This is a genomic window from Cytobacillus sp. S13-E01 (assembly GCF_029193815.1).
GTDB lineage: Bacteria > Bacillota > Bacilli > Bacillales > Bacillaceae_L > Bacillus_BV.
The window spans coordinates 1-25357 of the sequence record NZ_JARFVC010000050.1 but is presented as its reverse complement, the minus strand read 5'-3'; the positions used below and the strand labels follow the sequence as shown (position 1 = coordinate 25357).

Annotated in this window: 19 protein-coding genes; 17 read left to right on the top strand and 2 right to left on the bottom strand. The window is 33.7% G+C overall.

Annotated features, from left to right (window positions below; translation table 11 throughout):
• Positions 1 to 196: 196 nt before the first annotated feature.
• The 17 genes from PY093_RS20005 (at position 197) to PY093_RS19925 (ending at position 22659) form a co-directional block, all read left to right on the top strand.
• Entirely contained in the window at positions 197 to 790 is a 594-nt protein-coding gene (locus PY093_RS20005; RefSeq protein ID WP_345774247.1) for a DUF6431 domain-containing protein, read from the top strand.
• 144 nt (positions 791 to 934) lie between these two features.
• A complete protein-coding gene (locus PY093_RS20000) occupies positions 935 to 2320 on the top strand; it encodes a DDE-type integrase/transposase/recombinase (protein ID WP_275647034.1) in 1386 nt (461 codons plus the stop codon).
• A complete protein-coding gene (locus tag PY093_RS19995) occupies positions 2317 to 3111 on the top strand; it encodes an ExeA family protein (RefSeq protein WP_275647033.1) in 795 nt (264 codons plus the stop codon). The genes PY093_RS20000 and PY093_RS19995 overlap by 4 nt, the downstream gene beginning before the upstream one ends.
• Positions 3101 to 3289 carry a hypothetical protein gene (locus PY093_RS19990; RefSeq protein ID WP_275647032.1) on the top strand — a complete coding sequence of 63 codons (189 nt, stop codon included), beginning with the start codon at positions 3101 to 3103 and terminating at the stop codon, positions 3287 to 3289. The genes PY093_RS19995 and PY093_RS19990 overlap by 11 nt, the downstream gene beginning before the upstream one ends.
• A 551-nt stretch (positions 3290 to 3840) precedes the next feature.
• Complete coding sequence (locus PY093_RS19985) at positions 3841 to 6258, top strand: MBL fold metallo-hydrolase (RefSeq protein WP_275647546.1); 2418 nt, start codon at positions 3841 to 3843, stop codon at positions 6256 to 6258.
• Positions 6255 to 7646, top strand: a complete 1392-nt coding sequence (locus PY093_RS19980; RefSeq protein WP_275647545.1) for a hypothetical protein — start codon at positions 6255 to 6257, stop codon at positions 7644 to 7646. The genes PY093_RS19985 and PY093_RS19980 overlap by 4 nt, the downstream gene beginning before the upstream one ends.
• Before the next feature lie 25 nt (positions 7647 to 7671).
• On the top strand, positions 7672 to 9402 hold the full coding sequence (locus tag PY093_RS19975; RefSeq protein WP_275647544.1) for an Hsp70 family protein: 1731 nt from the start codon (positions 7672 to 7674) through the stop codon (positions 9400 to 9402).
• A gap of 5 nt (positions 9403 to 9407) precedes the next feature.
• The gene (locus PY093_RS19970) at positions 9408 to 11141 is read left to right on the top strand and encodes a HEAT repeat domain-containing protein (RefSeq protein ID WP_275647543.1); all 1734 of its coding nucleotides are present in this window, start codon (positions 9408 to 9410) and stop codon (positions 11139 to 11141) included.
• Positions 11141 to 12487 (top strand): hypothetical protein, encoded by a 1347-nt coding sequence (locus PY093_RS19965; protein ID WP_275647542.1) that lies wholly within the window; start codon positions 11141 to 11143, stop codon positions 12485 to 12487. The genes PY093_RS19970 and PY093_RS19965 overlap by 1 nt, the downstream gene beginning before the upstream one ends.
• 307 nt (positions 12488 to 12794) lie before the next feature.
• On the top strand, positions 12795 to 13292 hold the full coding sequence (locus PY093_RS19960) for a hypothetical protein (protein ID WP_275647541.1): 498 nt from the start codon (positions 12795 to 12797) through the stop codon (positions 13290 to 13292).
• A gap of 76 nt (positions 13293 to 13368) precedes the next feature.
• On the top strand, positions 13369 to 14643 hold the full coding sequence (locus tag PY093_RS19955) for a dynamin family protein (protein WP_275647540.1): 1275 nt from the start codon (positions 13369 to 13371) through the stop codon (positions 14641 to 14643).
• Between the two features lie 13 nt (positions 14644 to 14656).
• Positions 14657 to 15637: a hypothetical protein gene (locus PY093_RS19950; protein WP_275647539.1), complete on the top strand. Its 981-nt coding sequence runs from the start codon at positions 14657 to 14659 to the stop codon at positions 15635 to 15637.
• Positions 15630 to 17741 (top strand): dynamin family protein, encoded by a 2112-nt coding sequence (locus PY093_RS19945; protein ID WP_275647538.1) that lies wholly within the window; start codon positions 15630 to 15632, stop codon positions 17739 to 17741. Before PY093_RS19950 ends, PY093_RS19945 begins: the two co-directional genes overlap by 8 nt.
• A complete protein-coding gene (locus PY093_RS19940; RefSeq protein ID WP_275647537.1) occupies positions 17738 to 18526 on the top strand; it encodes a hypothetical protein in 789 nt (262 codons plus the stop codon). The genes PY093_RS19945 and PY093_RS19940 overlap by 4 nt, the downstream gene beginning before the upstream one ends.
• Before the next feature lie 19 nt (positions 18527 to 18545).
• Positions 18546 to 21689: an ATP-binding protein gene (locus PY093_RS19935; RefSeq protein WP_275647536.1), complete on the top strand. Its 3144-nt coding sequence runs from the start codon at positions 18546 to 18548 to the stop codon at positions 21687 to 21689.
• Positions 21656 to 22270, top strand: coding sequence for an HNH/ENDO VII family nuclease (locus tag PY093_RS19930; protein ID WP_275647535.1), 615 nt, complete (start codon positions 21656 to 21658; stop codon positions 22268 to 22270). The genes PY093_RS19935 and PY093_RS19930 overlap by 34 nt, the downstream gene beginning before the upstream one ends.
• Positions 22270 to 22659: an SMI1/KNR4 family protein gene (locus PY093_RS19925; protein WP_275647534.1), complete on the top strand. Its 390-nt coding sequence runs from the start codon at positions 22270 to 22272 to the stop codon at positions 22657 to 22659. The genes PY093_RS19930 and PY093_RS19925 overlap by 1 nt, the downstream gene beginning before the upstream one ends.
• Before the next feature lie 234 nt (positions 22660 to 22893).
• On the opposite strand, the gene istB is transcribed toward PY093_RS19925, so the two are convergent.
• Both istB and istA read right to left on the bottom strand, forming a co-directional pair.
• Positions 22894 to 23664: an IS21-like element helper ATPase IstB gene (istB, locus tag PY093_RS19920; RefSeq protein WP_275647388.1), complete on the bottom strand. Its 771-nt coding sequence runs from the start codon at positions 23662 to 23664 to the stop codon at positions 22894 to 22896.
• The gene (gene istA, locus PY093_RS19915; RefSeq protein WP_275647389.1) at positions 23661 to 25229 is read right to left on the bottom strand and encodes an IS21 family transposase; all 1569 of its coding nucleotides are present in this window, start codon (positions 25227 to 25229) and stop codon (positions 23661 to 23663) included. Before istA ends, istB begins: the two co-directional genes overlap by 4 nt.
• Between the last annotated feature and the right edge of the window lie 128 nt (positions 25230 to 25357).

The following is a 25357-nucleotide window of genomic DNA, read 5'->3' as shown; positions in this document are numbered from 1 at the left end:
TGTTCGCAGCCATCCTTAATGTCGCTATCTAATGGAAGTTGGTCTTTATTTTTGTCGGATGGTATTAAAAGAAAGAGCCGTCAGCTCTAATGACTATTGTATAATGTCATTAGAGCTGACGGCTCTTAAACTAGAAAAGGAAAAGGTTATTTGTTCCTCTTCGCTTGGCGGCCCAGAGAACAAATAACCTCACACTATGATGACTATTATACTAAAGTGCCCCATTGCTATCAATAAATATAAGAGATTTGTTAAAACTTTTAATGAAGAGGTTTTTTGCCCCTGTTGTGGAAGGAAAACCAGAAAACACGGAAAGTATAAAAAAACGATTCATTTTAAGCATCAATCCTTCCGGATTCCTATCATGCGTAGAAGGTGTCCAGATTGTAATAAAACCTTTTCGTTGATGCCTTGCTTTGCTATCCCGTGGGGAAGGTTTGCCATACATATTTATGAATTTTTAGGAAGATGGTTGATTAGCGGCATTCCCATTAGTCAATTAGCTGAGCTTTTAACGACCTCATCAGTTTCAGTCGTTTCCCTTAAGACACTTTATCGTTGGAAGCGTCGGTTTCAAGAACTATGGGGAAACTGGTGGATTGATCAACGAAAGAAATGGATAGCTGAGTTCGATGGTGAAGAAGGGGTACTGCCCTTATATCGAGAAGGAATAAGCTCTAGCCAAGAGATTCAACTTCTTCTCTCCTTCTTTTTTAATGATGGCGCTATTCCTTGTAAAGGAAGGCTTCTTTCCATGATCAATCTCCGCCAGCCCATTTTCTATCGGTGAAGTCAGGTAAAACGTCGGATTAATTGGTCAATATTTATAAAAATTCCTTTTTCTTGCTCCACAAAATATGTCCCTATCTTAGAAGCTAAAAATCTAGGAAAATGGGGTTGTTTCCTATTTTATGGAATGAGAGGAGAAAAAGAGATGAATGAAACGACGCGAAACGAGGTAGCTGCCTTTCGATTTGGATTAATTGCACCAATCGTTCAACGGCAACTACAGCCTGGGGAGAGGTATGCCCTTTTAAAGGAAGTTGCTAAACAAAGATATACTGTCCCAGGCAGTGAAAAGAATACAGTGAGTATTCGATCATTAGAGAGGTATCTTCAAGCTTACGAGCAGGATGGGTTTGAGGGACTTAAACCTCAATTGAGAGAAAAAAGAGGAAGCTTACAGAATCAAGATCCAGAGGTGCTGAAACGAGCGATTGAGTTACGAAAGGAATTACCTAGTAGAAGTGTTGAACAGGTTATCCGAATACTAGAGTTAGAGGGTATGGTTTCAGTGGGTGTTCTAAAACCTCGCACTCTATCACGATATTTCCAAGAAACGGGCTGGAGTAAAAAAGACATTTACCGTGCGGTAAAGAAGGAATTCCGACATTTTGAACATGATTCACCAAATGATTGCTGGCAAGCAGATACGCAGCACACCCTCTATTTACCCGATCCAAAAAATCCTGATAAGCGAAAAAAGGCCTATCTCATAGCGATTATAGACGATCATAGTAGAAGAATTATGCATGCCGAATTTTTTATGGAAGAAAGATATCCTCGTTTAGAACGTTGTGTTCAAAAAGCTGTTGTAAGATTTGGTGTTCCAAACCTTTTTTTCTGCGATAACGGTTCGGTTTATAGTGCCAAGCAGTTTCAAATTATGTGTGCACGAATGGGTACAAAACTTGTGCACGCAAAGCCATATTCGCCAGAATCAAAAGGAAAAATTGAGAAATATTTCCAATTTGTAGATAGTAGTTTTACAGGAGAAGCGAATTTGTTAATCAATCAAGGAAAACTCACGACATTAAAGCAATTGAACGAATACCTACGGTCTTGGTTAGAAGCATATGATAACCGTATTCATCGCAGTACAAAACAAACGCCTAAGAAACGCTATGAAGCGAAGGAAGAACAAACTCGTCACCTTCCCGCAGAAAGCTTGAAAGAGATTTTCCTTTGGGAAGAGGAACGAACTGTACGAAAAACAGCGATCATCGAATTAGAAGGCAATCAGTATGATGTAGATTCCTCGTTACGTGGAAAACGAATTCAAATTCGCTATAATCCATTCGATTTATCAATGATTCAAGTATGGAAGGATGATGAGCGCTTTGATGACGCTAAGCCTGCGGAACTCCGTAATCAAAGCCACTCCAAATTACCAGAGGATGCGGAAAATGACCACTCTCCTGTAGGTGTTTCTAGTTTCTTGGAACAATTGAAGAGGCACCAGGAAGAAGAAAAACGAAAACAAGTTGGTACAACCAGTTTTGCCAAATTAAAAGAGAAACAATCAAGGGGGAATGAATGATGCTAGACTTTTTCGAAATGAAGGGTGTTCCTTTCACACGTGAGATTTCACCTAAGCATCTATTCAATTCCTCTAGCCAAAGGGAAGCATCTGCACGATTAGAATATGCCGTGCAGAACCGTCAATTTTGTCTTTTAACAGGGGAAGCTGGGATGGGAAAATCAACGGCAATCCGGTCGTTAGTTCATCAATTAGATCCTATTCATTATCATTATCTATATATATGTGACTCTTCCTTGAATCCAAAACTTTTTTACAGAGAAGTTCTGCAGAACTTCGGCATTCAACCTGCCTTTCGTTCAACGGATGTAAAGCGACAGTACCAATCTTTGATGCTTGATCTTTATGAAAATGAGAGAAAGCGTATCGTCATTGTTCTAGATGAGGCACATCACTTTTCTGACTCAATGTTACAGGAACTACGCTTCATTCTCAATTTTAAAGAAGATTCAATGTCCCCTTTATCTCTTATTGTGGTGGGGCAACCAAGTCTAAGAAATCTATTAAGGGTAAAGCAACTTGAAGCAATTGAACAACGAATTCAGATGCGCTACCAAATGAGTGGTCTAACAGAAAAAGAGACGATTGATTATATACGACATCAGTTAAAAGTGGTTGAAACCCCTCATGAAATCTTTTCAGAAGAGGCTATCCAGGCAATTTATAATTTTAGTCAAGGGATTCCACGTAAGATCAATACACTTTGTAGTCAAAGCTTATTGGATGCCTTTATTCAAGGTAATAAGATTGTAGGCGAATCTCATATACATCGGGTGATAAATGAACTGTAGTAGAGGGATTCCCCAGTATTATGAACAGTTGGAGAATGGCATTGCCGAGATGGAAGCAACTATTGAACGATTAAGAACGGAGATACATGAGTTAATCAAAATGAAAAATGCATTATATCACTTGAATGGTTTTCTTGAAAAAGAGTCGAAAGAAAAAATCGGGAACTTTCCGTTTTAATCTTCGACAACCAAATTGTCCATTGTAAATGCCAGTGGTGTTGAGGGTGACCGTTAGTCAGTTGCCCCGTCACTGCCGCTGGCAATAAAACCGCCATCGAAGGTGGCTGCGGACAATATTGTCAGTCTCCCAAACATACGATCTCTGATATTCAGGTATAATAAACCAAAACTTTTCAAAAATTGTTGCAACATTACTTTTCTTTGCATCAATGCTCCCTTGTTCAATAACAGTAGTCAAATCCCCAACCCCTTATTATGTTTTACTACTTTCTATGTTTAACAATATTCTAACACTTAGCATCAATTATGGTAAATATTACATTTTGAGAAACGCATCATTTGCCAGCCCCTACTAACTATTTTTTATAATGTATCTAACAATATATAAATTAATAGGGGTTTCACTAGATATTGTAAGTAATAAACCTAACTATAAAATGATCAATTAAGGCTAATAAGTGACAAAAACTTGAATCGAATTACAAAAATCGACAAATTATTCAGTCTTTTTGTAATACGATAGTAGTATGTCGAAAGGAGTAAAAACTTGTGGAAAATATTGAAAGCCTTTTTGAAACAGCTGTTTTCTATGAAAACCGTAACCACATAGAAAAAAGCAAATCATTATACACTAAACTGGCCATGTATACCGATTTGCCTTCAAATATTCTGGTTAGAACATGTCAGTTTCTATATGCAATTAGGGATTTTCATAACACGTACAAATTATCTAGAGAGTTAATTATAAGAGGTGAATCCCTTGATGTATATGGGAATATATTTTTTCAAAGTGCTATATGTACGAATAGTGAAATAGTAGAGGATATTAAGTGGCTCCTTAAACAACCTGGGATTAGGTTAGATTTAAACATCTATTTTAAATGTTTGATGATTCAAAAGGAAAACGGCCAAGATATTTATCTGGAAATGATAGATTTATATGAAAAGGTTTCCATGCAGTTTGGTTATGAGGGTAAACCAATATCTGAACTCTATAATGAAATAACATTATTTCTTGTTGAGGAAGAATACATCAAGCGTAATATTACTCAAGCCAGATATCACCTTAGAAAGTTACTTGCTTTACATAACAATGAATTACACTTTATTAATGAAGTAACTAGTTGGTGTATATTACTTGACCTAGTTCCAAACCTTCTTTCACGGAAAGATTGCATTTCCATAAAAAATCAACTTAATGAATCTACAAACCTATTTATCGATTTCTATGAAAAGATAAATGGTCATGGGGTAAATAAAGAGGATATCCTCAAGTTTAAGTCGACTACGTTATCAGAAAGGTTATCTGAAAAACGGTCAATTTATTTTATCTTTTGTAACAAGCTTTTGGAAAATAAATTATCAAATGATGAAGTTATCTATCTACTTAATCATCCTCATGACTGGCTATCTGTTCAGTTAATTGTTACCGAATTAGGGTTAAAGTCGTTCTCATTTTTTAAGAGTGCGATTCTAAATCATGTGGATATACCAGATGCCTTAACCTATTATAACCGGTTAAATAATGCCATCCATAATAAGGGAGAAATAGATCTTTCTAATGTTGAAGTAACCGTACTTGGAGGAGGACATAAAATCGGTGGTACATCTATTCTCATTACAATTGATAACCATCACCTATTACTTGATGCGGGTATTCATTTGGATCCAGGTGAATTTATTTTCCCAGACTATTCTCCATTGAAAGAGAAAGGGATTTCCTTTGATGATATAGATGCAGTTGTCATTAGTCATGCCCATCTTGATCATACGGGAGCTATTCCACATATTCATCGTTTAGATCCTACCATACCGATTTACTCAACTGAAGCTACGAGTGAATTAATGTCCATATTATTAAAAGACCTCTGGAGAAATAATCAAAGCATTGAAGGATTTTATTCAGAGAAAGACTTACAGTCAGCCCTTCTCCATATAGAAACGAAAAAAATGAACAAACCTTTTCTCATTTCTTCACGGGATAAAAAGTGGAAAGTTACCTTTTTACACGCTGGCCATATCTTAGGTGCGGCTGCAATATTAATAGAATTTGATAATAAAAGGATTTTATTTACTGGTGACTATTCGGTTGGTGACCAATTAACTGTAAAAGGAGCTCAATTCGCTGAAAACCTTGCGGTGGATGTGGTGATCTCTGAAAGTACATATGGATATTATCCTTTACATGCCTCTCTTACACGGCAAAGACAAGAGGAGCAATTGATGAAATTCATTGAAGAAACCATCAACAAAGATGGTTCTATGTTAATCCCTGCTTTTGCATTAGGGAGAGCTCAGGAAATCTTATTGATTATTAAAGAACATTTTAAGATGAATGATTACCTGCCTTATGCGGTTTATACCGATGGTTTAGTACCAAACATTTGTCGTGTATATGAAAAGTATTTGGGAAGAGGTCCACTTTTTTTTAGTGGAGGCATTCAATCTGTTAAGAACCAGTTCAAAGGCTATTCACTGGATGAGACCCTTTCTCTGTTAATGAGAACTAGTAAGAAAGTAATTGTAGCTAGTTCGGGGATGTTACAGCAAGGAAGTGCATCATCACGCTATGCTTTACATATGTTGGGAAACTCAAACAATAGTATTGCTTTTACTGGATATATGGATGAAGAAAGTCCAGGCCATGCTTTGAATCGTTTGCAAGAGCAAACCAAGCCGAAAATTCAAATCGGAGGGGAAAGAGTTGAGGTGAATGCGTGTGTTAAAAGCTTTAAATTATCCGCGCATGCAAATCGAGATGAGATGATTCAAACAATCTTATCTTTACAACCGAAGGTAGTATTTCTGGTTCATGGTGAACATGAAAAAAAATATATTTCACCACGGGCTTATGAACCATTGAATGTATACCCAACAATCAAAGAATTGTTATCAATATTACCGATCACTGTTATACCAGCTGTTAACGGAGAAAGTTATAGTTTGAAAATGGAGGAATCAATATGAATCAATTATTAATTCAGGTTATAAAACATAACGGTTTTTTAAAGGAAATCCAAAAAGAGATGAAATTGACAAATGAGGAGATTGAAGAAGGTCTAAAAAGCCTAAACCTTGACACAAATCCAAAACGCCGTTTATTTTGCTGGGAAATTCAATTATTAGCTGAACAAATGGTTTATGAAAATTCGTCTGTTCACAATTTAGATTTAAATGATCTGATTGTACGTCATTGGAATTCTACTCATGCATTACAGGTTTCAAGAGAAACTATCTCTGCTTTTTTTGAACGTTCCCTTATTTCAAATGATAAGCAAAAACATGCATTTAATGCTCTTAGTTCTGGAAGTCTTGAATCTTATAGGGTGTATTCCAATGAAGATCCAACTTTGTTTAGCGAATTATTAATTCGAACCCTTGTTTATTTAGTAAAGGGAAAGGAAGTCAAAAAGGCATACAACCTTATTTTAAAACACATTTTTGGAGATGCAGCTTTTCAGGTTGGTAAAAAAACACTTAGTCGTCTTGATTTCTATTTGAACAATGGTAACGTTCTATTATTTAATATTGAAATCCTTGTGAAAAATATACCACTTGAAACAGCTGTTTTTGCTGACGGAATGGTACAGGTGCTCTTACCGATTGTTGAGGAACTAAAAAATGAAGAACCTGTTATGCATGCATTAAGTAATACATTAAGAGAATACAAGAATAGGGTCGTGTTAGATAATCAACCAGAGATTAATTCAAATACAGACACACTAGAAACTAAAGGTATGGAAAGGGTACTAAATAAATTGGTAACTATAGAACCTGATACAAAGGAGATAGAAACCAAAAAGCTTTCTACTCAAGAAGAAATTATAGAATATGCAAAGAAGATTATCGGGTTAAGTACTCAATTAAGAGAGTCTGAAGAAGAAACAACTATAACAGGAACAGTAGGAAGCGAAAAACTACAAGAATTAGAATTAGAAAACCAACGCTTATATAGTCATTTAGAACGCTTACAACAAGAAAAAGAACAACTTCAATACAAAAAACTGTTTGATTTATTTGAAGGTATTGCAGGTAAAAAATCACAGTATTTATTATCTGAGATTTTCGATGAAATTAATAATAGTGAAGAAGGAACAATGTTAAACGGTAAGGTGAAGAATCTATTTAATTATCTAAGAATGAGTGGCATTGAGCCAACAACATATGGCTTCGATATTGGAGAAGAATTAGATATTACGAGAGAGGCGTTAAAAGATAAATTTTCAATATCCAGTCCGTTAACAAATGAGGCTGAGAAGGTGAAAATAAAAATCTTGAAGCGTGGTTGGACAATTGAAGGAAAGACAATCATTTATCCACTTGTTGAAGAAGTAGTAGAAATGAAACAAATATAATAAATAAAATCTGGAGGGGTTTATAATGGCAAAGAAAAGATATGTTGGAATTGATTTAGGAACAACAAATTCAACTGTTTCAGTTGCAGAATTAAATTCTAATCAACAAGTACAAGCAAAGACTATCCAAATCCAACAATATGAGGAACATGGTATGACCTTTAGTGAGGAACTTCCTAGTGTTGTTCACTTCGATGAAGATTCTATTCCTTACGTAGGAAGATATGCGAAAAGAATGCAAAGTTATTACCCTAAGGAAACACTATCTAATGTAAAACGACATATTGGGGATAAAGTAGAATGGGAAATTCGTAATGATAGCTATCTACCAGAGCATATTTCTTCATTTATTCTTAGAAAACTAAAAAAGACAGTAGAAGAGAAGTATTTTGGTGAGGAAATAGATAGTGCTGTTATAACAGTGCCAGCTAGTTTTGATTTTCATCAACAAGGAAAGACAAAGATTGCAGCTGAGCTTGCAGGCTTCAACAAAGAAAAGATTCATATGATTCCTGAACCAACGGCTTCATTAATTGATTTTTTACATGAAGAAAATATTAAGGACAATACATCGAGAGTACTTGACGTTTCGACTGGCCCAAAAATAGTATTAGTTTTTGATTTAGGAGGAGGAACGTGCGATGTAACTATTCATCGTATTTCACAAGGTGAGAACAACCGCCTAAGTATCCAGGATTTATCAATCTCACAATATACAGAGTTAGGTGGGGCAGATTTTGATAGTGCTGTCATGAAATATTTATTTGCAAAACGTTTTCGTGAAAAGGGTGTATCACCTAGAGAAATGATGGCGAAATACTCAGAAAAAGAATTCAATAAATTACGGGAAATGCTCTTAGACTTTGCCGAGAAGGCTAAAATCGACTTTTCAAGACGTATAAGTGCAAGAGAGCAGATGCAAGGTATTTGTTATTATGACCAGCCTGAGTTATTTGACTCCTTATCCTTTAGTCTAACGTTATTTGACGTACCAAAAGAGTTAGAAGGAGAGATTACGATTACAAAAAAGGAATTGGATGAATTAATTCGACCACTCCTTTATCAGAATGGTGATCAAGATGAAAAGAATATCGAGTTTCCAATTATGAACGCATTACGTATGGGAAAAATTCCTTTAACCGTACATGACATAGATCATATTTTTTTAGTTGGTGGGATGACGGCTTTTCCTACAGTAAAGCACCGAGTCAAAGAGATTTTTGGTAAAGAGCCTACTGTTGCAACGAACCCAATGCAGTCAGTATCAAGAGGTGCAGCAATCTATCATTATTTTTTAGATGAAATTTCCATATTTCCAGTAGAAATAGATAAGTTATATCCACAGAATGTGTATATCAAAGTTCACAAAAGTACTCCAGTACCACTAATCACAAAAGATACTACCGTTCCACATTCTAAGACGATTGACACCGGTTTTTTTGTTTCGGGCAGTGGGGAGTATGTAAATACGATGTCTTTAGAACTATTTTCAGCTGATGACCCAAAGGCAATGATTCAAAAACAATTAAAAAATGCAACTATAGAATTTGATCAGCCTGTTCGTGTTGGATCACCGCTTGTGTTTCATATTGATGTTGATAATGATCGAAATCTTCAAGTGAAGGCATGGTTAAAGGATGATGAAACACAAATGGTTTATGTAGATTTAGGGATTACGGATTCAACTGAGGAAGAAAAAGCTTTGATTGGTAAAAGACAGGAAGCAATGACCAACAATGAGTATAAGGAGGTATAAATAGCATGGTGAAATTGGGAGATTTATTTAATCATACTATACAAGAACAATTAAAAACGAAGGCAAACATGAGTGAAAGCAATAGTCATGATAGTATCACTTTAGATATGGAGTTACCAGATGAAAAAGAGATTAGAGAAGAGTTAAACAAACAGAAGGCATCTTTTAAACCTAGAAACGAAGAAAGCTTTGATGAACTAGAACTCTTATTATCTGGTAACATACCAAAAAGTAAAGAAGAATCTCAGGAAAAAGAAGTTTCCTATCAAGGAGTTGATGGGGGGGTCATTGGTTATGTAAATGTAGAGGCATTTAAACCTGACCCATCATTAACTAATAAAGATAATACTATTATTATCGAAAATATTGAGATTATGAGTAAGAGCAATGATCGTTCAGAAATTCTTGAAGCTGCAAACAGGATTGAGAAAATAGGTGACAAAGCTATTGAAATTGTATTCAGAGAAGCCTATATGTTCGATTTTAAGGATAAAGAAGAGAGAATTAGATTAGATGTTCTGGTTCAATTATGTAGCCGTTTAACTGTTCTTAGTTTAAAAGGAAGAATATTAATCCTTGGAATTTTACAGTATGCAAAGAATGAACAACACATTGAATTGGCTATTCGGGTGGCAGGTTTAGTTCATGAAAAGCAATCCGCAGCATTAATATTACGTCATGCTAAAAATCCCAATTTATTTATATCTGCGCTCGACTCTTTTCTTAAAATGGGGAATACAGATGCAGTAATTGACTTACTAAAGATTTTAGATTTAATTGTGTTACCTAAATCAATGATAGGGGAAGTTATTTCACTTGCTAGAGATTTTTATAAAGTATCTAGCTCGATAATACCTCATATCTTTGATCGATATGTTCATACAAGTAATCGACAATACAGACCTATCTATTCGTCTGCTATTAAGTCCTTTAATACAACTGCTATTCCTTCTCTTATTAAGATAATTGAGGAAGATTCAGCTATAGACCGTATTCGAGAAGCTGCAAAATTACTAGGAGGTATTAAAGAGCCTATTGCTGTTGAAAAGTTAAGATTAGCGTATAAAAATCTACCAAACAAACGTGCAGCTATAATGGAAGGCATTGGTCATACTAAAGAGGAAGGCTTATCCGATTTTGTTATTGAAGAATTACAACAGTCAGAGAATAAACGTTTAAAAGAAGCGTGTATTCTAGCATTGGCTAGTATTGGGAATGAGAGTACTATAAACTATCTTAAGCGTTATTTAAATGATAAAGAGGTTAAATTGTCTGCCATATATACCCTCTCTCAACTTGGGTACAATCCAGCTTTTGATCTATATTTAGAAACATTAATAAATGGGACTGATGAAGAGCAACAGCGTTTACGTGGCTATGCAGCACTATTGAAGTTTAATAGTTTAATCAAGATGACCGAAAAGCTTACTGATATATCTGATTCTAAAGCTGTCTCAATTTTACTTGCATTACAGCGTCCCAATCTTTTACCAAGAGAGGTAGGTCCAGTACTTGAAAGGTTATTAAAGAAAAATGTAAGTGCACCTGTTCGTTTAGAAATTTATAGATTAATAGCTAAATTTGTTAATACAAATAGACAAATCTTGCCACAACAAATCTTATTTGAGGCAAAACAAAGGGAACATGATGCATTAATGAAACGAGAATTAGAACAAATCTTTAAATCAATGTCCAAGAGAGGTAGTATAGTTGGTTATGACGAAAGAGGTGATAGGTAATGGCTTTGGGGAAGAAAAAAAGGGCTAAACGATATCCCTATGTAGATGTAGAGGGAATTGATAGTGCATTTTTAGATGCATGCCTACTCTTAACACTAGATACTGAAATTATTTGTAATTCGATATCAGATGAGAAGGCAGTTATATCGAAGTCTAATTTAAGCATGAAACAAATTATAACCAAAAATGTTGACAAATTAGAGTTAATTCGAGCGATCTCTCCTCTAATCAAAGAATCTTACTCTCTTTATAATTACTTAGTTAGCATTAATATGGCAACAATAGAAAAGTTAATAGATGTTATTAATAGTGATGCTTCTACTTCAGATGATGAACTAAAAAATTTGATAGAAGAAGAGGTTTTTGAGGAAAGTATTTACTATTGTTACTATGTAACTTGGTTAAGGTTTAAAGAACAGTTTCAAAATGAGATTAAAGGTATATTAGAACACTTTGGTAACACTTTTCAAGAGGAGACTGGTTTACTCTTAGGAGAAGACTATATTCTAAGAGAAAAGGAGGGAGACACGGAAGATGGTGTGGAGAATAGTGTGGAGATAACCTTTGATTCCATTATAAAAGATTTAGTCACATTAAGAGGGAGAATAGAAAAGGATACTTTTAGAGAACAATATGAAGAAGCAATGGTAACAAACAAGAAATTTGAAGTTGAAATTGAAGAGTTACAAAAGAATTTAAAAGGTACCAGTGATCAATTGCAGGTAAAAGAACAACAATTAGTAACTAATACGAAAGAACAAAGCCAACTCAAAAAGAAATTAGAAAATGAGAAGAAAGCTTCTGAACTAAAAAATAAGGAAATTGGTAAGCTTGGAAGTGAATTGGGTGAAATACGTAAAGAAGTGATAGAATTACGTAAAGAGAATGATAGATTTGCCAAAGAGATAGCAAATGCTCGTAAGATTAAAGATGAAGCGCTTAAGTCCTTAGAAGAAAACTTACTGAATAAATACAAAGCTGAGAAGAGTCTTCTAATCAATGATTACTTGGAACAAATAGATGACTTAGAACTAGCCAACAAAAGGTTAACTTCGACTATGGAGGACTACAAGTCACAACGAGATATAATTAATAATTTAGAAGATGAAAATAATCGTCTAAAAAAGCAGCTTGAAATTCATCTAATTCAAGCCCAACAAAGAGATAATGAAAACCAAAAAGAAATAAATCAATTAAAGTTGCAGTTAGAATCTTTATCATCCGCAACAAACACTACGAGTATACCAACTGTTACAAGTAATGGAGAGAAAGAAGAAGTGGATGAATTTGAGGAGTTCGGGAGTTTCCTAGACAATATTGGGAAGAATGAACCGAAACCTGTTTAAGCTACAAAATGGACTGCTCTAATGTAGAATAAAGAGTTTGAGCCAAAGATTTAAAATAGACTATAGTAAAAAAAGATATGACCTAGTAACTAGGCCATATCTTTTTTTAGTTTGTTTCAATTTTTTAGCTTTAAATTGAATTTATTGATAACCCATTATTAAAAACTAAGACTAAATATTCATGTGAAATAGGATTATGTCTGAAAAAAATATAAAATTCGACAAATTATAACAATATAATCTTTAGGGTTTTAGTACTATATTCATATAATTAGATTTTCGAATTAATAGTAAAAAAGGTGGTCCAATGATGAAGGGGTTATTCAGTAATCTTAACAATAAGGTAAATGAAATATTAAAAGAAGAATCAAGTTTTATAACACAGGTTAAAAATAAGATTGAGGATAAACAAGTTCAAATACCAATTAACTCAGAGATGATTTTATACATTTTAAAAAAGCAAGAAATTGAAGGAATAAGTAACTTAGATGTAACCATAACAGATGATTTAATGAAAATTAGTGGCATAGCTAAAAAAATGTTGTTATCTATTGATTTTTCTTTTGACTTAAAGCCAAAGAGTACTTCAGGGAGGGTTATTACCTTTGAAGTTGTAGGTATGAAACCACTAAATCAGGAATGGATCAAGAATAGGGTTTTCAATAAACCTAAGGTCCTCTCTTATCATAGCAATTGTATCTCGATTGACATAAATGAGATTGAGAGTATTAAGAACATCCCAGTTGGTAAAATTAAGGGTTTTAGTATTAAGGACAATAAATTATTGGTTGGCTTAGGAGTGTAGATCTTATTATGTATTGCTAGTTTAAAGCAATTTCTACACTGGATAAAAATAAGATATAGATGGAAGGTAGTAAACTATGGAATTAAATAAAATTAATACTATAGGTCTAATCCAACGCTTTTTAAAGTCAACTTCATCAAAGAATTTAGTTTTTGAATTAAATAGATACAATTTAATTTATTTTATTTACAGAGGCTTAGATGAAGATAGCACAAAGGTGGTCATTCTTAAGGAAGAGTGGATTCCTCTCAAAAAACGATATGATTGGATTCGTAGATACCTTTTAATACAGAATGATTTTCGAATTAATAGAAAATCTATAAATGATTGGATTCAAATGAATGAATCGCTCGAAATAGAAGAATCAATAGATATAAAGATAATTGACTTATCATTAGAAAGCAAAAAGGCTTTTAAAGCACTACTATATGAAACCAATAAAAATAAGAAAATGAAATTCATAGTAGAGGATTATTTAAGTGGGAAATTTGTAATATCTCCAAATGCAAAGTCAAACAGTAATATTACTTATCAAAAAGTTATTAATAGAGGTCTGTTCAATAAAAGCAAAACAAAAAAAATTGGAGTTATTAGTCCTTTCACATATGGAAAATCTGCATTAATTAATAGCTTACTTCAACTAGATTTGTTACAAGAAGATATCTTGGTAAAAACTGCAAAAATCACCACAATTACACATAATGAAGATTATTGGTTGATGAAGGAAGATCCAACGCTTATTATAGAAAATTATTTGGATGAGTCAAATTTTAAAGAGAGACTTGGGTATTTAAGTACTTTGAATGAAAAAGGTAGTAACTTGGTTGATACAACAATAAATAACACTGAATTAAAACTAATTACATTTGTAGATACACCTGGATTGTTTGGGAAAAACCCAGAACATGATGAGATTACAGGAGGTATCATTGAAAAACTGGATTATATAATGTATTTGTTAAATCCGACACAACTTGGTTTCGAACCATACACTAAAAAGATCTTAGAATGGCAACATAAATATCAAAAACCGTGTATTTTCGTTATGAATAAGATGGATTTAGTTAAAACTCTAGAAGACAGAAATAGTTTACGCGAAGAGTTTAATAAAACCTTAGGTCAAAAGGTTAAGCACAATGGAATATTTTATGTTTCTGCTTACTCTGCTTTAAAGGCACGTTTATACAAAAAGAAAGAAATCGATTTACTTACACTAAAAAAAGATCCATTTATATTTGTGACCGATGGAGAGTGGGTAATTAGTGGTCGTAGCTTTACTGAAGAACACATTGATAGACTTGAAGAGTCAAGCTGCATTTTAGAACTAGAAAGATTTATAAAATCGATTTAAAGGAGGAAATTGCATGCGATTACATATTTATTCCTTACAAAAAGCGACCTATAATAATTTCTTATCTTTTATTGATCAAAGTCTTCCTTTTGAAACATATTGGCTTCCTCTTAATGAGGATATAGTTGGAGAAGAGATTGCTCATTTTTCAATTTTCTTATTAGATATACAAAATGCAAACAGTATATGGCTAAAGAAACAGATAGAGAGACTTAAATTCATGGGTGCTCATGATAATAATTTTTATTTTGTCCTGCATAATAAAGAGGCAGCCCCACGCCAATCGGATATAGAACTAGTTGTTAAGGATTTACGTGAAAGTCTGTCAGAAATCCTTGTAGATCCTAAAATTCACAAGATTTCATTACGCGCATATGAGGCATTTGTACAAGGAGATTCACGCTTCTTATATTTTGATGACATATTAAATGAACACAGAACTATCAAACAGCTCGAAACAGGGGACACAAATGATTACTTATGTTTTCAACGTTTTATTGGAAAAAAACAAGTTGAAAAGGTATTAAAAGAATGGTCAGAAAGCCCATTTTTACTTTTTTGGAAAAACAGTAATTTAAAATCACTACTGGTCTTTAATGTACCAGATATTGTTTTAAATAGTCTAAGTGAACTATACAAATTTAATTTAATTATTGCAAATAATGAAGTAGAGTTTCTTAAAATTAAACAAGATAAAGATATCATTTCAATTACATCAGTTAATTATTACGAAGGAGCTGAATTACCTCCTAATCATTTTCTCCTAAGTAAATCTTATGGTAATTCAACTGGTAACAAACTGTATTTTGATGAAGAATTATATGCATTAGCAAAACTACCTATTGATAAGATTAAAGAAATGGATATAGTGTTTCTAGATGTAAAAGGATATCCAAAACCGAAAAACAAAATAAAAGATTGGAATTTAGAAATTGCTAATTTATCAGGTTTAGATACAGTAATAAAGAGAGTAGGGGTGTGTATTAATGATTGAATCAACAAGGGTGAAATTTGATAAAACAAATGAATATGTTCAGAATGTTTTAGCCTCAGCAAATCTATCAAAAGAAGTTTTAAAATCTACAGAAATTGAATCAAGCTTAGAACGTTTAAATAACGGTATCTTTAAAATTGCGGTTGTTGCACCGTTTACTGCTGGTAAATCGACATTTATTAATAGCTTATTAGGGTTTGATCTGCTTTCTACAAGTATTTTGGTAGAGACAGCAGCTATAACAACCGTTAAATATGGTGAAACCCCTCGTGCAGAAATCAATTATCATGACGGTTCTCAAATAGTTATTGAAGGCAGTGAAAACGATTTACTTGAATTTAAAGCTGAAATTAAACGTTATACAGCTGTTAACCGTTCAGATGATGAATTTGAAGTAGAAGCTTCTATTGGAAGCGTAGATGTGTACTGGCCAATTGAATTATGTAAAAATGGTGTGGAAATAGTTGATACCCCAGGATTATTTGGGCAATACGAGGCACATAGTGGTATTACGCTAGGAATTTTAAATTCTGTTAATGCAGTCATTTTTATCATTGATCCATCCACTGTTGGTGAAGTCAATTTTATGAAGGTCATTCGAGAATATGTTGATAATGCAAAGCGTACAACATTAGATAATTCGGATAAACATATTTTCTTCGCAGTAAATAAAATTGACCAATATCCTGAGGCAGAAGTTGAAAAGGCATATCAAGAATTAAAAAAAGTGCTTAATGGTGTTGTTATGGCTCCAAAAATCTTTAAAGTTTCATCTTATTTTGGCTTAATTATAAAAATGTATGAACAGGGCTTTATGGATATTAACGATATTCGCCGTGATGAAACTATTAAGTTTGTTGATGATGAAGGTTTTCCGGTAGCGGGTCGTGCTATCCAAGAAACCGATATACCCACTATCCGTAATATAAGTAACATTGAATCAGTTTATTATAGTTTAGGAATTTACTTTGAAGAGAAAAATGGCTATTTAATTAGTGAAGTGTTCCAAAAACTAAATCGAGCAATTGAGCTTGAGTTGGATGCCGTTATTAGAACAATTGAAATTGAACAAAAGAAACACAATGAAGATAGTAGAGTATTGAAGGATAAAGCGGAAAGTCTTTCTAAAGTATTTAAAACCGAAATTACAAAACTACGTATGGCTATCGAAGATTTAGTTGAAGAACGTGTAAATAGTGCAAGTAACAGAAGATCGATTATGTTCAAGCTTCGTAGATTGTATAACTCTGATGTTTTCGATATGGTTGAAAGCTTAAACAGTGAGTTGAGTAAAGAATGGCGTACCAGTAAACGTCAAATTAACCAGAATAATTCTGAAGAAGTATTAGATAAATTTTTTGATTTAACAGATTTAAAAATTGAAAATATGAAGTTACAAACAAATCAAACAAGTTTCAGTATCATTTCAAAAGAGATAGAAAAAATTGTAACAGCATGTGAAGAACTGGTACATGAGATGGAACAAAATTTCAACCAGTTATTTGAGACGGAATTAGGGATTTCTCAAACGAATAATTCATTCTTTGATTTCGATGAATTGTTAGAAGAGTTGAAACAAGAAATCGAGAAATTATTCAAAGGAAATGCTGCATCTGAGATTAAAGATCAAATTGAAGGTAATTTAGGAACTTTAAAGGGGAAAAATACAACGAGTCGCCGTGCCCCAGGGGTAATTAACGCTATTAAAAGTTTGTTTGGAAAAGAAAAACGTATAACAGAATTTAATCGTGAAAATTTTGTAACAGATATTGAAAAAGAAGTAAAACTAGCTCTAGAAGAATTAGAAGCAGAATTAACTGCAACACTTCGTCAAATGTCAACACAGCTTTATAGCAAATTAAATAGTATTGTACCACAAATTATTGAAGAACATTTATTAGAATTACGAGTGAAAAACTACACTAAATGGCAACAAAACCAACTAAATAGTCTAGCAACTGAACAACAGCGCAGTAAAGAACAATATAAAATGCTACTTCTTAAATTAAATGAAGAACAAAAGGACCTTACCAACTTGTTACAAGAGAACCGTACAAAATACGATGAAATAAAAAAATTAGAGGAAATGGAGCTGGTTGGATGAACTTCCTGAAATATGAAGAAGAAATGAATGATTTCTTAAATGAAAATTATAGAAATTTAAAAAGAGCAAAAATTGCAAATTCAGAGTTTGCACTAAAAGAATTATTACAAACCGAACAAGCTGATATAAATAACTATGCTTTAGGGCTAGTAAGTAAAATTATTAATGAAGCCCGTAGAAACTTTGTTGAAACATTTGATGCTGAAAAAGGTTATGAAATAGGTAAAAGCTACAAATCGTTAGTAAAAGCACCAAAATTTCAACAAATTGATGTTAACTTTAAAAGAGAGCTTTCCATTTCCACTAATATTAATCAAAATAATAAACAGCACTCTGCTACAAAACGTATAGCAACGCTTAATTATGCTCAACGTTCTGAGGCAAATAAATATCGTTCTAGAAATTTAGCTATTGGTGCTGGAGTTACGACAATTAGTATTGCTATACCTGCATCAATATTACTTACACCAACTTCTGTTGGGGCTTCAATATTAATCGGAGGTATCTCTGCTATTGTAGTAGCGGGGATTGTATATACAGTCATAAGTTACGTAGATAATGATGGTATTGAACAGTCTAGCTATGTAGTTCCAACACAAACTCAGCCACAAGAAGAAAAGCCAATTACTACAACAATTAATGATACAAAGAAAATAATTGATCAAGAATCGATGAGTCAATTACTTGATATTCGTAAAGCTGAGGCTAAGAAAGTTTTATTAAGAACAATTCAAGATGCAAAGAAAAAGTACGAACAGATACAAGCACAATTTCAAACAGTCTAATAAATAAGTAGGTGGAATCATGCTGAAACGTAGTGATATTGAAAAAACTCAATTAGTTCATCAACAACTATATAAACGGCAACTCAAAAATATAGATGGATTCTCCTCTGAAAAAAGTCTCTTATCTTACTGCTTTGAGATTAAAGAAATTTTTATTAAGCAAGAAGAGGATACTTCAGTTATTCAACAACTTCAAAACAGTGCCAAATCGTTAGCGAAGGCTTTATATAATATTAGGGGACGTACAATATTTACGATTATTGGAAAAGGAAAGGGCCAAATATCGTTAACTGTTGCTAATACACACTCTGATGATCAGGTTGGGAGTTTAAAATCTGCTTTATTAGGTTCTGTTGATTTAGAAAAACAAGTAATACAGCACAACGATTGGAGTAGATATGCTGCTATAACGTATACACCAGCACTCGATGATGATAAAGAGCAAAATTACATTAGTGTCCTAGATGGATTTTTAAAAGCAAATTCGAATAACCCCTTTGAAATCAAATTTGTGATCCAGCGTACAAATACCGATGAAATATTATTGAGATTATCTTCTATGTATGAGGAGGCTTATCCTCTTCAAAAAGTTCAGAAATCGAATTCAAATTCTGAAAGTACTCAAGTACAAGAAGGAGAAAATAAAGCAAACACAGAATCTGCCATTTTATTTTCTCGTAATAATTCGACTAACAAGAGTACTACTGAAAGTAAAGATAATTCTTCAGATGAATCAATCGAATATGCAAGCTATGCTGTTGAAAAGTATTGTGAGAATCTACAATTCTTAATTGACCGTCAATTATTAGCTAGTGCGATTGGACAGTTCCAAGTAGCAATATATATTGGAGCAAACGATGATACTGTATTGACAAATCTTCAAAATAGTATTCAACAATCCAGCTTTGAAAAAAAATATGGAGAACCTGCTAAATTGCAGACTCATCCAGATATGCAGGCTTATTTTGAACAAGCTTCATTCCCATCAGACCAAAATGAATTATCGGTTTTTTTAGGATTTTCATCACCATTAACCAACGTATTAACGTCTGAAGAACTGGCACGCTTAATTCAATTACCAAGTGACTCCTATGATGGATTTGAAGTTAAACAACAAAATGACTTTGAAGTGTCTAAATTACAGTATGAGACAACAGATGCCCATTGGCCAATGGGTAAGCAGTTTGTTCGTAATGTTTTGTCTAATACTGATGTGATTTACCCTTATAAGAATTTACGGCAACATTGCTTAATTAGTGGGATTACAGGAAGTGGCAAAACAAATACAGTTATGTCGTTATTAAAACATAGTCCTGTACCATTTTTAATTATAGAGCCGACAAAACAAGAATATCGTCACCTGTTAAGTGGTGATGATGAGATCAAGTTGTACACACCTGGGAATGAAAGACTCTCGCCTATACGTTTGAACCCTTTTTATTTCCCAGTAGGTATTTCAGTAATGAGTCATATTGATTCTTTAAAAGCTGTTTTTATGTCTGCATTTTCAATGTATGCATCAATGCCAAATATATTAGAGCAATGTTTATATTCTATTTATCAAAAAGTTGGTTGGGATTTAAATGCTTCTATTAATGTATTCGCAATAGAAGAACTTACAAATGAGCATTTCCCAACATTAACCCACTTATATGAAGAAATTAATGAATATTTAAACAACTCAGGTTATGCAGAAGAACAAAAATCAAATATTCGTGCTGCTTTGTTAACTCGTATTAAAAGCTTAATGACTGGTAGCAAAGGCAAATTATTAAATACAAAAGAAACAATAGACTTTTCTAAGTTACTTCAATCTAAAACAATAATTGAACTAGAAGAAATTGCAGATGAGGACGATAAAGCACTAATTATGGGGTTATTCTTTATTCGTTTATCCGAGCAGTTTAAAATTGAAGCAAACTCTGTTATTGATGCAGATCTGAAACACTTTACAATTATTGAAGAAGCACATCGCTTATTTAAAAATCATAGTGAAAGTCAAAACCCTGAAATTGCGAATACCAAGGGGAAAGCAGTTGAATTCTTCTGTAATATTTTAAGTGAAATTCGCTCAAAAGGTGAAGGTATTATCATAGTTGATCAAGTACCAACTAAGTTAGCACCAGATGCGTTGAAAAATACAGATTCCAAAATTATCCATCGTTTAGTGTCACAAGATGATGCTGAATATGTTGCGCAAGCTCTGGCTATATCTAAGGAAGAAGATTTATTATTCTTATCTAAACTCAAACGTGGGGAATCTTTATTCTTTACAAGTGGTATGTATAAAGCAGGGCATGTACTAATTAACCCTGTTAAAGAAAACCTAAGTTATGTTTCTTTTGATCAATTAAGAGCCTCTGTATCAACTTACAATACATTTGTACAAAATGAAGAACGTATTCATCCAATTGCAGAGTACTTACTATATCAAAACAGTAGTTTAGTTGAATATATGTTACGGCAATTTAGAAAGCTTTATCACAATGCATTATATGGTGATACTAATCGTTTGAATTATGTAATTAGTGCATTTACTAATGATTTATTAAGATATGCCGTTAAATTTGGCTATATAATTCCTCGACAACAGGAGAATGAATTTCTAGTTACTCTATCTAAAGGTTTATTAGATAAGTATTTACAAGAAAAAGTTTTCTTCTCTAATTTCAATAATGTTAAAGATGAAGTCAAATATTACTTTGAAACTTTATTATCTAATTTAGATTATTGTTGGTCACCAAAAGAATTAGAAGTATTTAATAGGCAACGAGAGTTACGAATATATCCTCTACTAGTTGTAGGAGTTGAAAACATCCTATTTAATGAACCTAGATTTAAATGGATGGAAACAACACGTAAAGTTATGGATGGTGAAGTGATTTATTTATCCAAATTTATGGAACTAAGTGGTTTATTAGATTCTATCAAAACTAATACTGAGGCAATAGAGAATGCAAAAAATATGTATGATAAAGCAAAAGATATACTAGTTAATGAGTTTATAGAATGGCATTGGAATAAACAAACTAAAACCTTATTACTGAGAACATTAGCTCATATATTTGGTAATACTCAAAAACCATTGTTACAACAAATTGAAATTTGGATAGAAAGGGATTCTGCAGAATGGAAATCTTCACAACTGTCGCTACAGTACTAGAATCAGTTGCAGCAGAAACTGCAGCAGTAGAAGCAACAAAACTCATTATTAATGAAGGGGTATATACTAATTTAGAAAAGACTATCGCTACGGAATCTTTTATAAATTTAGATCCAGTGAAATTGGAAGCTGTTACACTCAATTCAAAGGAAGTTGTTTTGAACGATGAAACAAAATATAAAACTTTAGATGAGTCTTTAAAAGAGGCTAGTGCAGAAGAAATCAAGATTTATGAAGAAGCTAATTTAAGAGAATCAACTGTCAATGGTCGTGAAGCTTTAATTCGAACAGACATTGATTACGCAGCGAAGGATCAATTTGGGAGAACAAATTTAGAACGCATGGAACAAGGGCTTGCTCCATTAGTAGACGGTCAACCTATTGAATTACATCATATTGGCCAAGAAATGGATTCACCATTAGCAGAATTAACACGAAATGAACATCGAGGAGAAGGTAATTACTCAGTGTTACACGATGTTGCTAAAGAGAGTGAAATTAACCGTACCCTATTTAACTTAGAAAAAGAAGCACATTGGAAAGCAAGGGCTGAACAAATTAAAGAAGCTGGAGGTATATGATGAGTCTAAAAGCATTATTTGAAAATAAGAATTTTCTTTCAACAGGTGGCGTGGGTATCCAGAAAGTCGAACAAGCTGAAATTGACTTAGGATTTAAAATTCCTTCTGATTATAAGGAATTGTTATTGCAATATGGGGCGCTCGCAGTAGGTACTCATGAAATTGCTGCGCTAGGTGTTGAGGGGTACTTAAATGTAATAGAATTAACAAAACAAGAACGTGCATTAGCTAATAATCAATTAGATAATTATATTGTTATCGAAAACTTAGCTACAGAAGGGTTATTAATAGTTCTTGATGAAGAGGGACAAGTATATGAGTATCAAAATAAAACACTTGAAAAAATCTATTCGGATTTTAAAGCTTACTTAAAAGAAGAAGTTCTGTAAAAGTAGTGGGTAAAGAAAGCTGTCCTGAAACTAATTTAAAGCTATTTTTAGGACAGCTTAATCGGACTTAAAGAAATAAAGTAAGTTATATAACTAAGTTATAAACAAACAATCTATAAATGCCACACGATTAAGTAGGTGGAATAATGAACATTTTTGATATTTTATCACAACAAAAAGAAAATACATCCAAAGAACTGTAACCGTCAAGTGAAAATGAACACTTTTTGCTAATTAATTTTGAACACTTTCGTTCCCAAAAATGGAAGAACGATGTTTCATTCGGTAACTTTTTTCCTCTCTAAAATGAATCACTTCTGCCCGATGGATGAGTCTATCTAAAATGGCTGTTGTAATGCCAGGATCACCTAATAATTCTCCCCATTCTTGAGGCCCTTTGTTCGATGTTATAATGACAGAAGATTTGTCATATAGGTCATTAATCAAATGAAAAAACAGATTGGCTTCACGAGTATCCATTGCCATATACATCAAATCATCAATAATGATTAAATGGGAGTCTCTGATACGTTTCATCCTTGTCTGTGACTTTCTTGTAAATTCCTCTGTTTTTAATGTGTGAATGAGTTCACCCATAGATATAAATGACACCTTGTATCCTTGATGAATAGCTTCTATTCCTAGTGCCGTTGACAGGAGCGTCTTGCCCACCCCTGTTGGTCCTAAAAGGATAAGGTTGTATAATTGATCTAGCCATGCGAACTCCTTTAATTGGTTGATTTGCTTCTTGCTTAGTGATTGCTGCTCATTCAGATTGAATGCCTCAAGTGTTTTATAAAAAGGGAACCCAGCCCATTTTAGTCTCTTTTCAATTTGTTTCTCATCACGACGCTTTTGTTCGTAAGCCGTCAAGTGGTCAATAAACATTCGGTACGTCCAATCCTCTGTTTCCGCTTTCGAAATCAGCTGGGGGAGGTAGGTGGCGCTTTCTGCCCACCTTAAGGAACGTAAACGGTGTTGCAGCTGTTCAATGGAATGATTCATTTGTATACACCCTCTTCCAGTAAAGCTATATATTCATTTATATCTCGAGTCTGTGGTTTTGTATTAATTACAGATTGATCGGTTGCATAGATTGGTTTCAACTGTTCACCCGTTCGATCCTCTGGTTTGCTGTTTACTTGGCGTTGGCGTTTGACATGTTGGATGATATCGCTAAATTCAGTCGCACTATACAGCCCCCTGTTGACACATTCCTTTAAAGCATCACTCGCAAACTCTGGCTCAGATTGAAGCACCTTTGAGATGAGTTGAAGTTGATCACGAATATACCGCGGGTAATTACGATGGACTTGAGTTAGAAATTCAGTCGCGAGCTCCACATCCTCAAATTTCTCGGAAACACTAGTTATGAAAACAGCTATGCCTTTTGTGCGATCCCGTGTGTGCTGGCGATCTTGAATCAGTTTACCTTTCTCGTGACTAATCTTATGGTAGGCAATTACAGGCCCTTCCTTTTCTTCTCGAACAAGTAAATGGTTCTTATCTGTCACTTCGATATAAACTTCTTTATCTTTCTTATGGGTTCCGAGAGGAACAGAATACCGATTTGATAGGTAGAGAATAGTATTGTCCTTCCTAACGGTTCTTGTTATACTTGAATCAATACTTGAAATAGTAATTTTTGTAGTGACCGGTCTTAAGTGTTGTTTTTCAAGGTTAAACACTTCGACTGGTCTCTTTTTTGTTGTATTGTGAACTTTACCATTTCCTGTTCTTTCAAGCCATGCGATGCCCTGTTCATTCCACTGATCGATATTGTGAAAGGCACGATTCTTAGCGAAGTTTTTCTTTATAAAACCAACCACGTTCTCAATTCGCCCCTTGCTTTCAGGATCCGCCTTGCGGCAAACATGAAGGACTAATTTCCTTTCTTCACGATAAGCTTGAAATTCACCAGTAAGAATTAGGTCTCCAGCATTCTCGCTGACTACCATAAGAGAGTCTTGATCATAAACAATTTCGTGAGGAATACCCCCAAAAAACTGAAAGGCATTTTCATGCGTTCGAATCACATCTTTCGTAGTGAAAGGCCTGTCCAACCACTCGGCATATTTATACCGGGAGTGCGAAAGTACAAAACTAATGAAATATAATTTGACCTCTTTTCCATCTGATGTCTTTTGTATAGTTTGGCCAAAGTCTACCTGAGCTTGTTTCCCCATCGGAGGGTCTGGAACGGCTTCGTAGACACGTTTTGTTTCTGTTTTAGGAAGCGAATATTTCTCCCGTAATTCTTTAACATAACCACGTACTGTGCTCTCAGCCACCTCTATACCCTTATATTTTTCGAATAACCAGTCATGAACTTGAGATGCAGAGAGATCAGGATGTTCACTTAGCCATGTTTGAATAACCATCTCATATGGATCAAGCTTTTTTGCTCTTGTTTTTGTTGATGCCATCCATGAACTCATTTCATCCGGCGATTTTTCTAAATATTTGTAAACGGTTGTTCTTGAAATCCCTAGCTTTTTAGCGATCCTCCTTATCTTAAACCCTTGTTGTTTTAATTGATAAATCTCCATATACACTTTCCACTTTTCCACCTTTCAGTTCCCTCCACTTGTGATGATAATTCTGATAATCTATCACATTATACAATGTTTGGAGAAAAATTTTTAATAGTATAGGGGGAGGTCGCCGCATTGAAAGTGGTGCCGCCCCTCCCCGGGGC

What these genes read in the sequence shown, in the direction of transcription:
- PY093_RS20005 (WP_345774247.1), top strand. Translation starts at nt 197, where the DNA reads ATGATGACTATTATACTAAAGTGCCCCATTGCTATCAATAAATATAAG.
- PY093_RS20000 (WP_275647034.1), top strand. Translation starts at nt 935, where the DNA reads ATGAATGAAACGACGCGAAACGAGGTAGCTGCCTTTCGATTTGGATTA.
- PY093_RS19995 (WP_275647033.1), top strand. Translation starts at nt 2,317, where the DNA reads ATGATGCTAGACTTTTTCGAAATGAAGGGTGTTCCTTTCACACGTGAG.
- PY093_RS19990 (WP_275647032.1), top strand. Translation starts at nt 3,101, where the DNA reads ATGAACTGTAGTAGAGGGATTCCCCAGTATTATGAACAGTTGGAGAAT.
- PY093_RS19980 (WP_275647545.1), top strand. Translation starts at nt 6,255, where the DNA reads ATGAATCAATTATTAATTCAGGTTATAAAACATAACGGTTTTTTAAAG.
- PY093_RS19975 (WP_275647544.1), top strand. Translation starts at nt 7,672, where the DNA reads ATGGCAAAGAAAAGATATGTTGGAATTGATTTAGGAACAACAAATTCA.
- PY093_RS19970 (WP_275647543.1), top strand. Translation starts at nt 9,408, where the DNA reads ATGGTGAAATTGGGAGATTTATTTAATCATACTATACAAGAACAATTA.
- PY093_RS19965 (WP_275647542.1), top strand. Translation starts at nt 11,141, where the DNA reads ATGGCTTTGGGGAAGAAAAAAAGGGCTAAACGATATCCCTATGTAGAT.
- PY093_RS19960 (WP_275647541.1), top strand. Translation starts at nt 12,795, where the DNA reads ATGATGAAGGGGTTATTCAGTAATCTTAACAATAAGGTAAATGAAATA.
- PY093_RS19955 (WP_275647540.1), top strand. Translation starts at nt 13,369, where the DNA reads ATGGAATTAAATAAAATTAATACTATAGGTCTAATCCAACGCTTTTTA.
- PY093_RS19950 (WP_275647539.1), top strand. Translation starts at nt 14,657, where the DNA reads ATGCGATTACATATTTATTCCTTACAAAAAGCGACCTATAATAATTTC.
- PY093_RS19945 (WP_275647538.1), top strand. Translation starts at nt 15,630, where the DNA reads ATGATTGAATCAACAAGGGTGAAATTTGATAAAACAAATGAATATGTT.
- PY093_RS19940 (WP_275647537.1), top strand. Translation starts at nt 17,738, where the DNA reads ATGAACTTCCTGAAATATGAAGAAGAAATGAATGATTTCTTAAATGAA.
- PY093_RS19935 (WP_275647536.1), top strand. Translation starts at nt 18,546, where the DNA reads ATGCTGAAACGTAGTGATATTGAAAAAACTCAATTAGTTCATCAACAA.
- PY093_RS19930 (WP_275647535.1), top strand. Translation starts at nt 21,656, where the DNA reads ATGGAAATCTTCACAACTGTCGCTACAGTACTAGAATCAGTTGCAGCA.
- PY093_RS19925 (WP_275647534.1), top strand. Translation starts at nt 22,270, where the DNA reads ATGAGTCTAAAAGCATTATTTGAAAATAAGAATTTTCTTTCAACAGGT.
- istB (WP_275647388.1), bottom strand. Translation starts at nt 23,664, where the DNA reads ATGAATCATTCCATTGAACAGCTGCAACACCGTTTACGTTCCTTAAGG.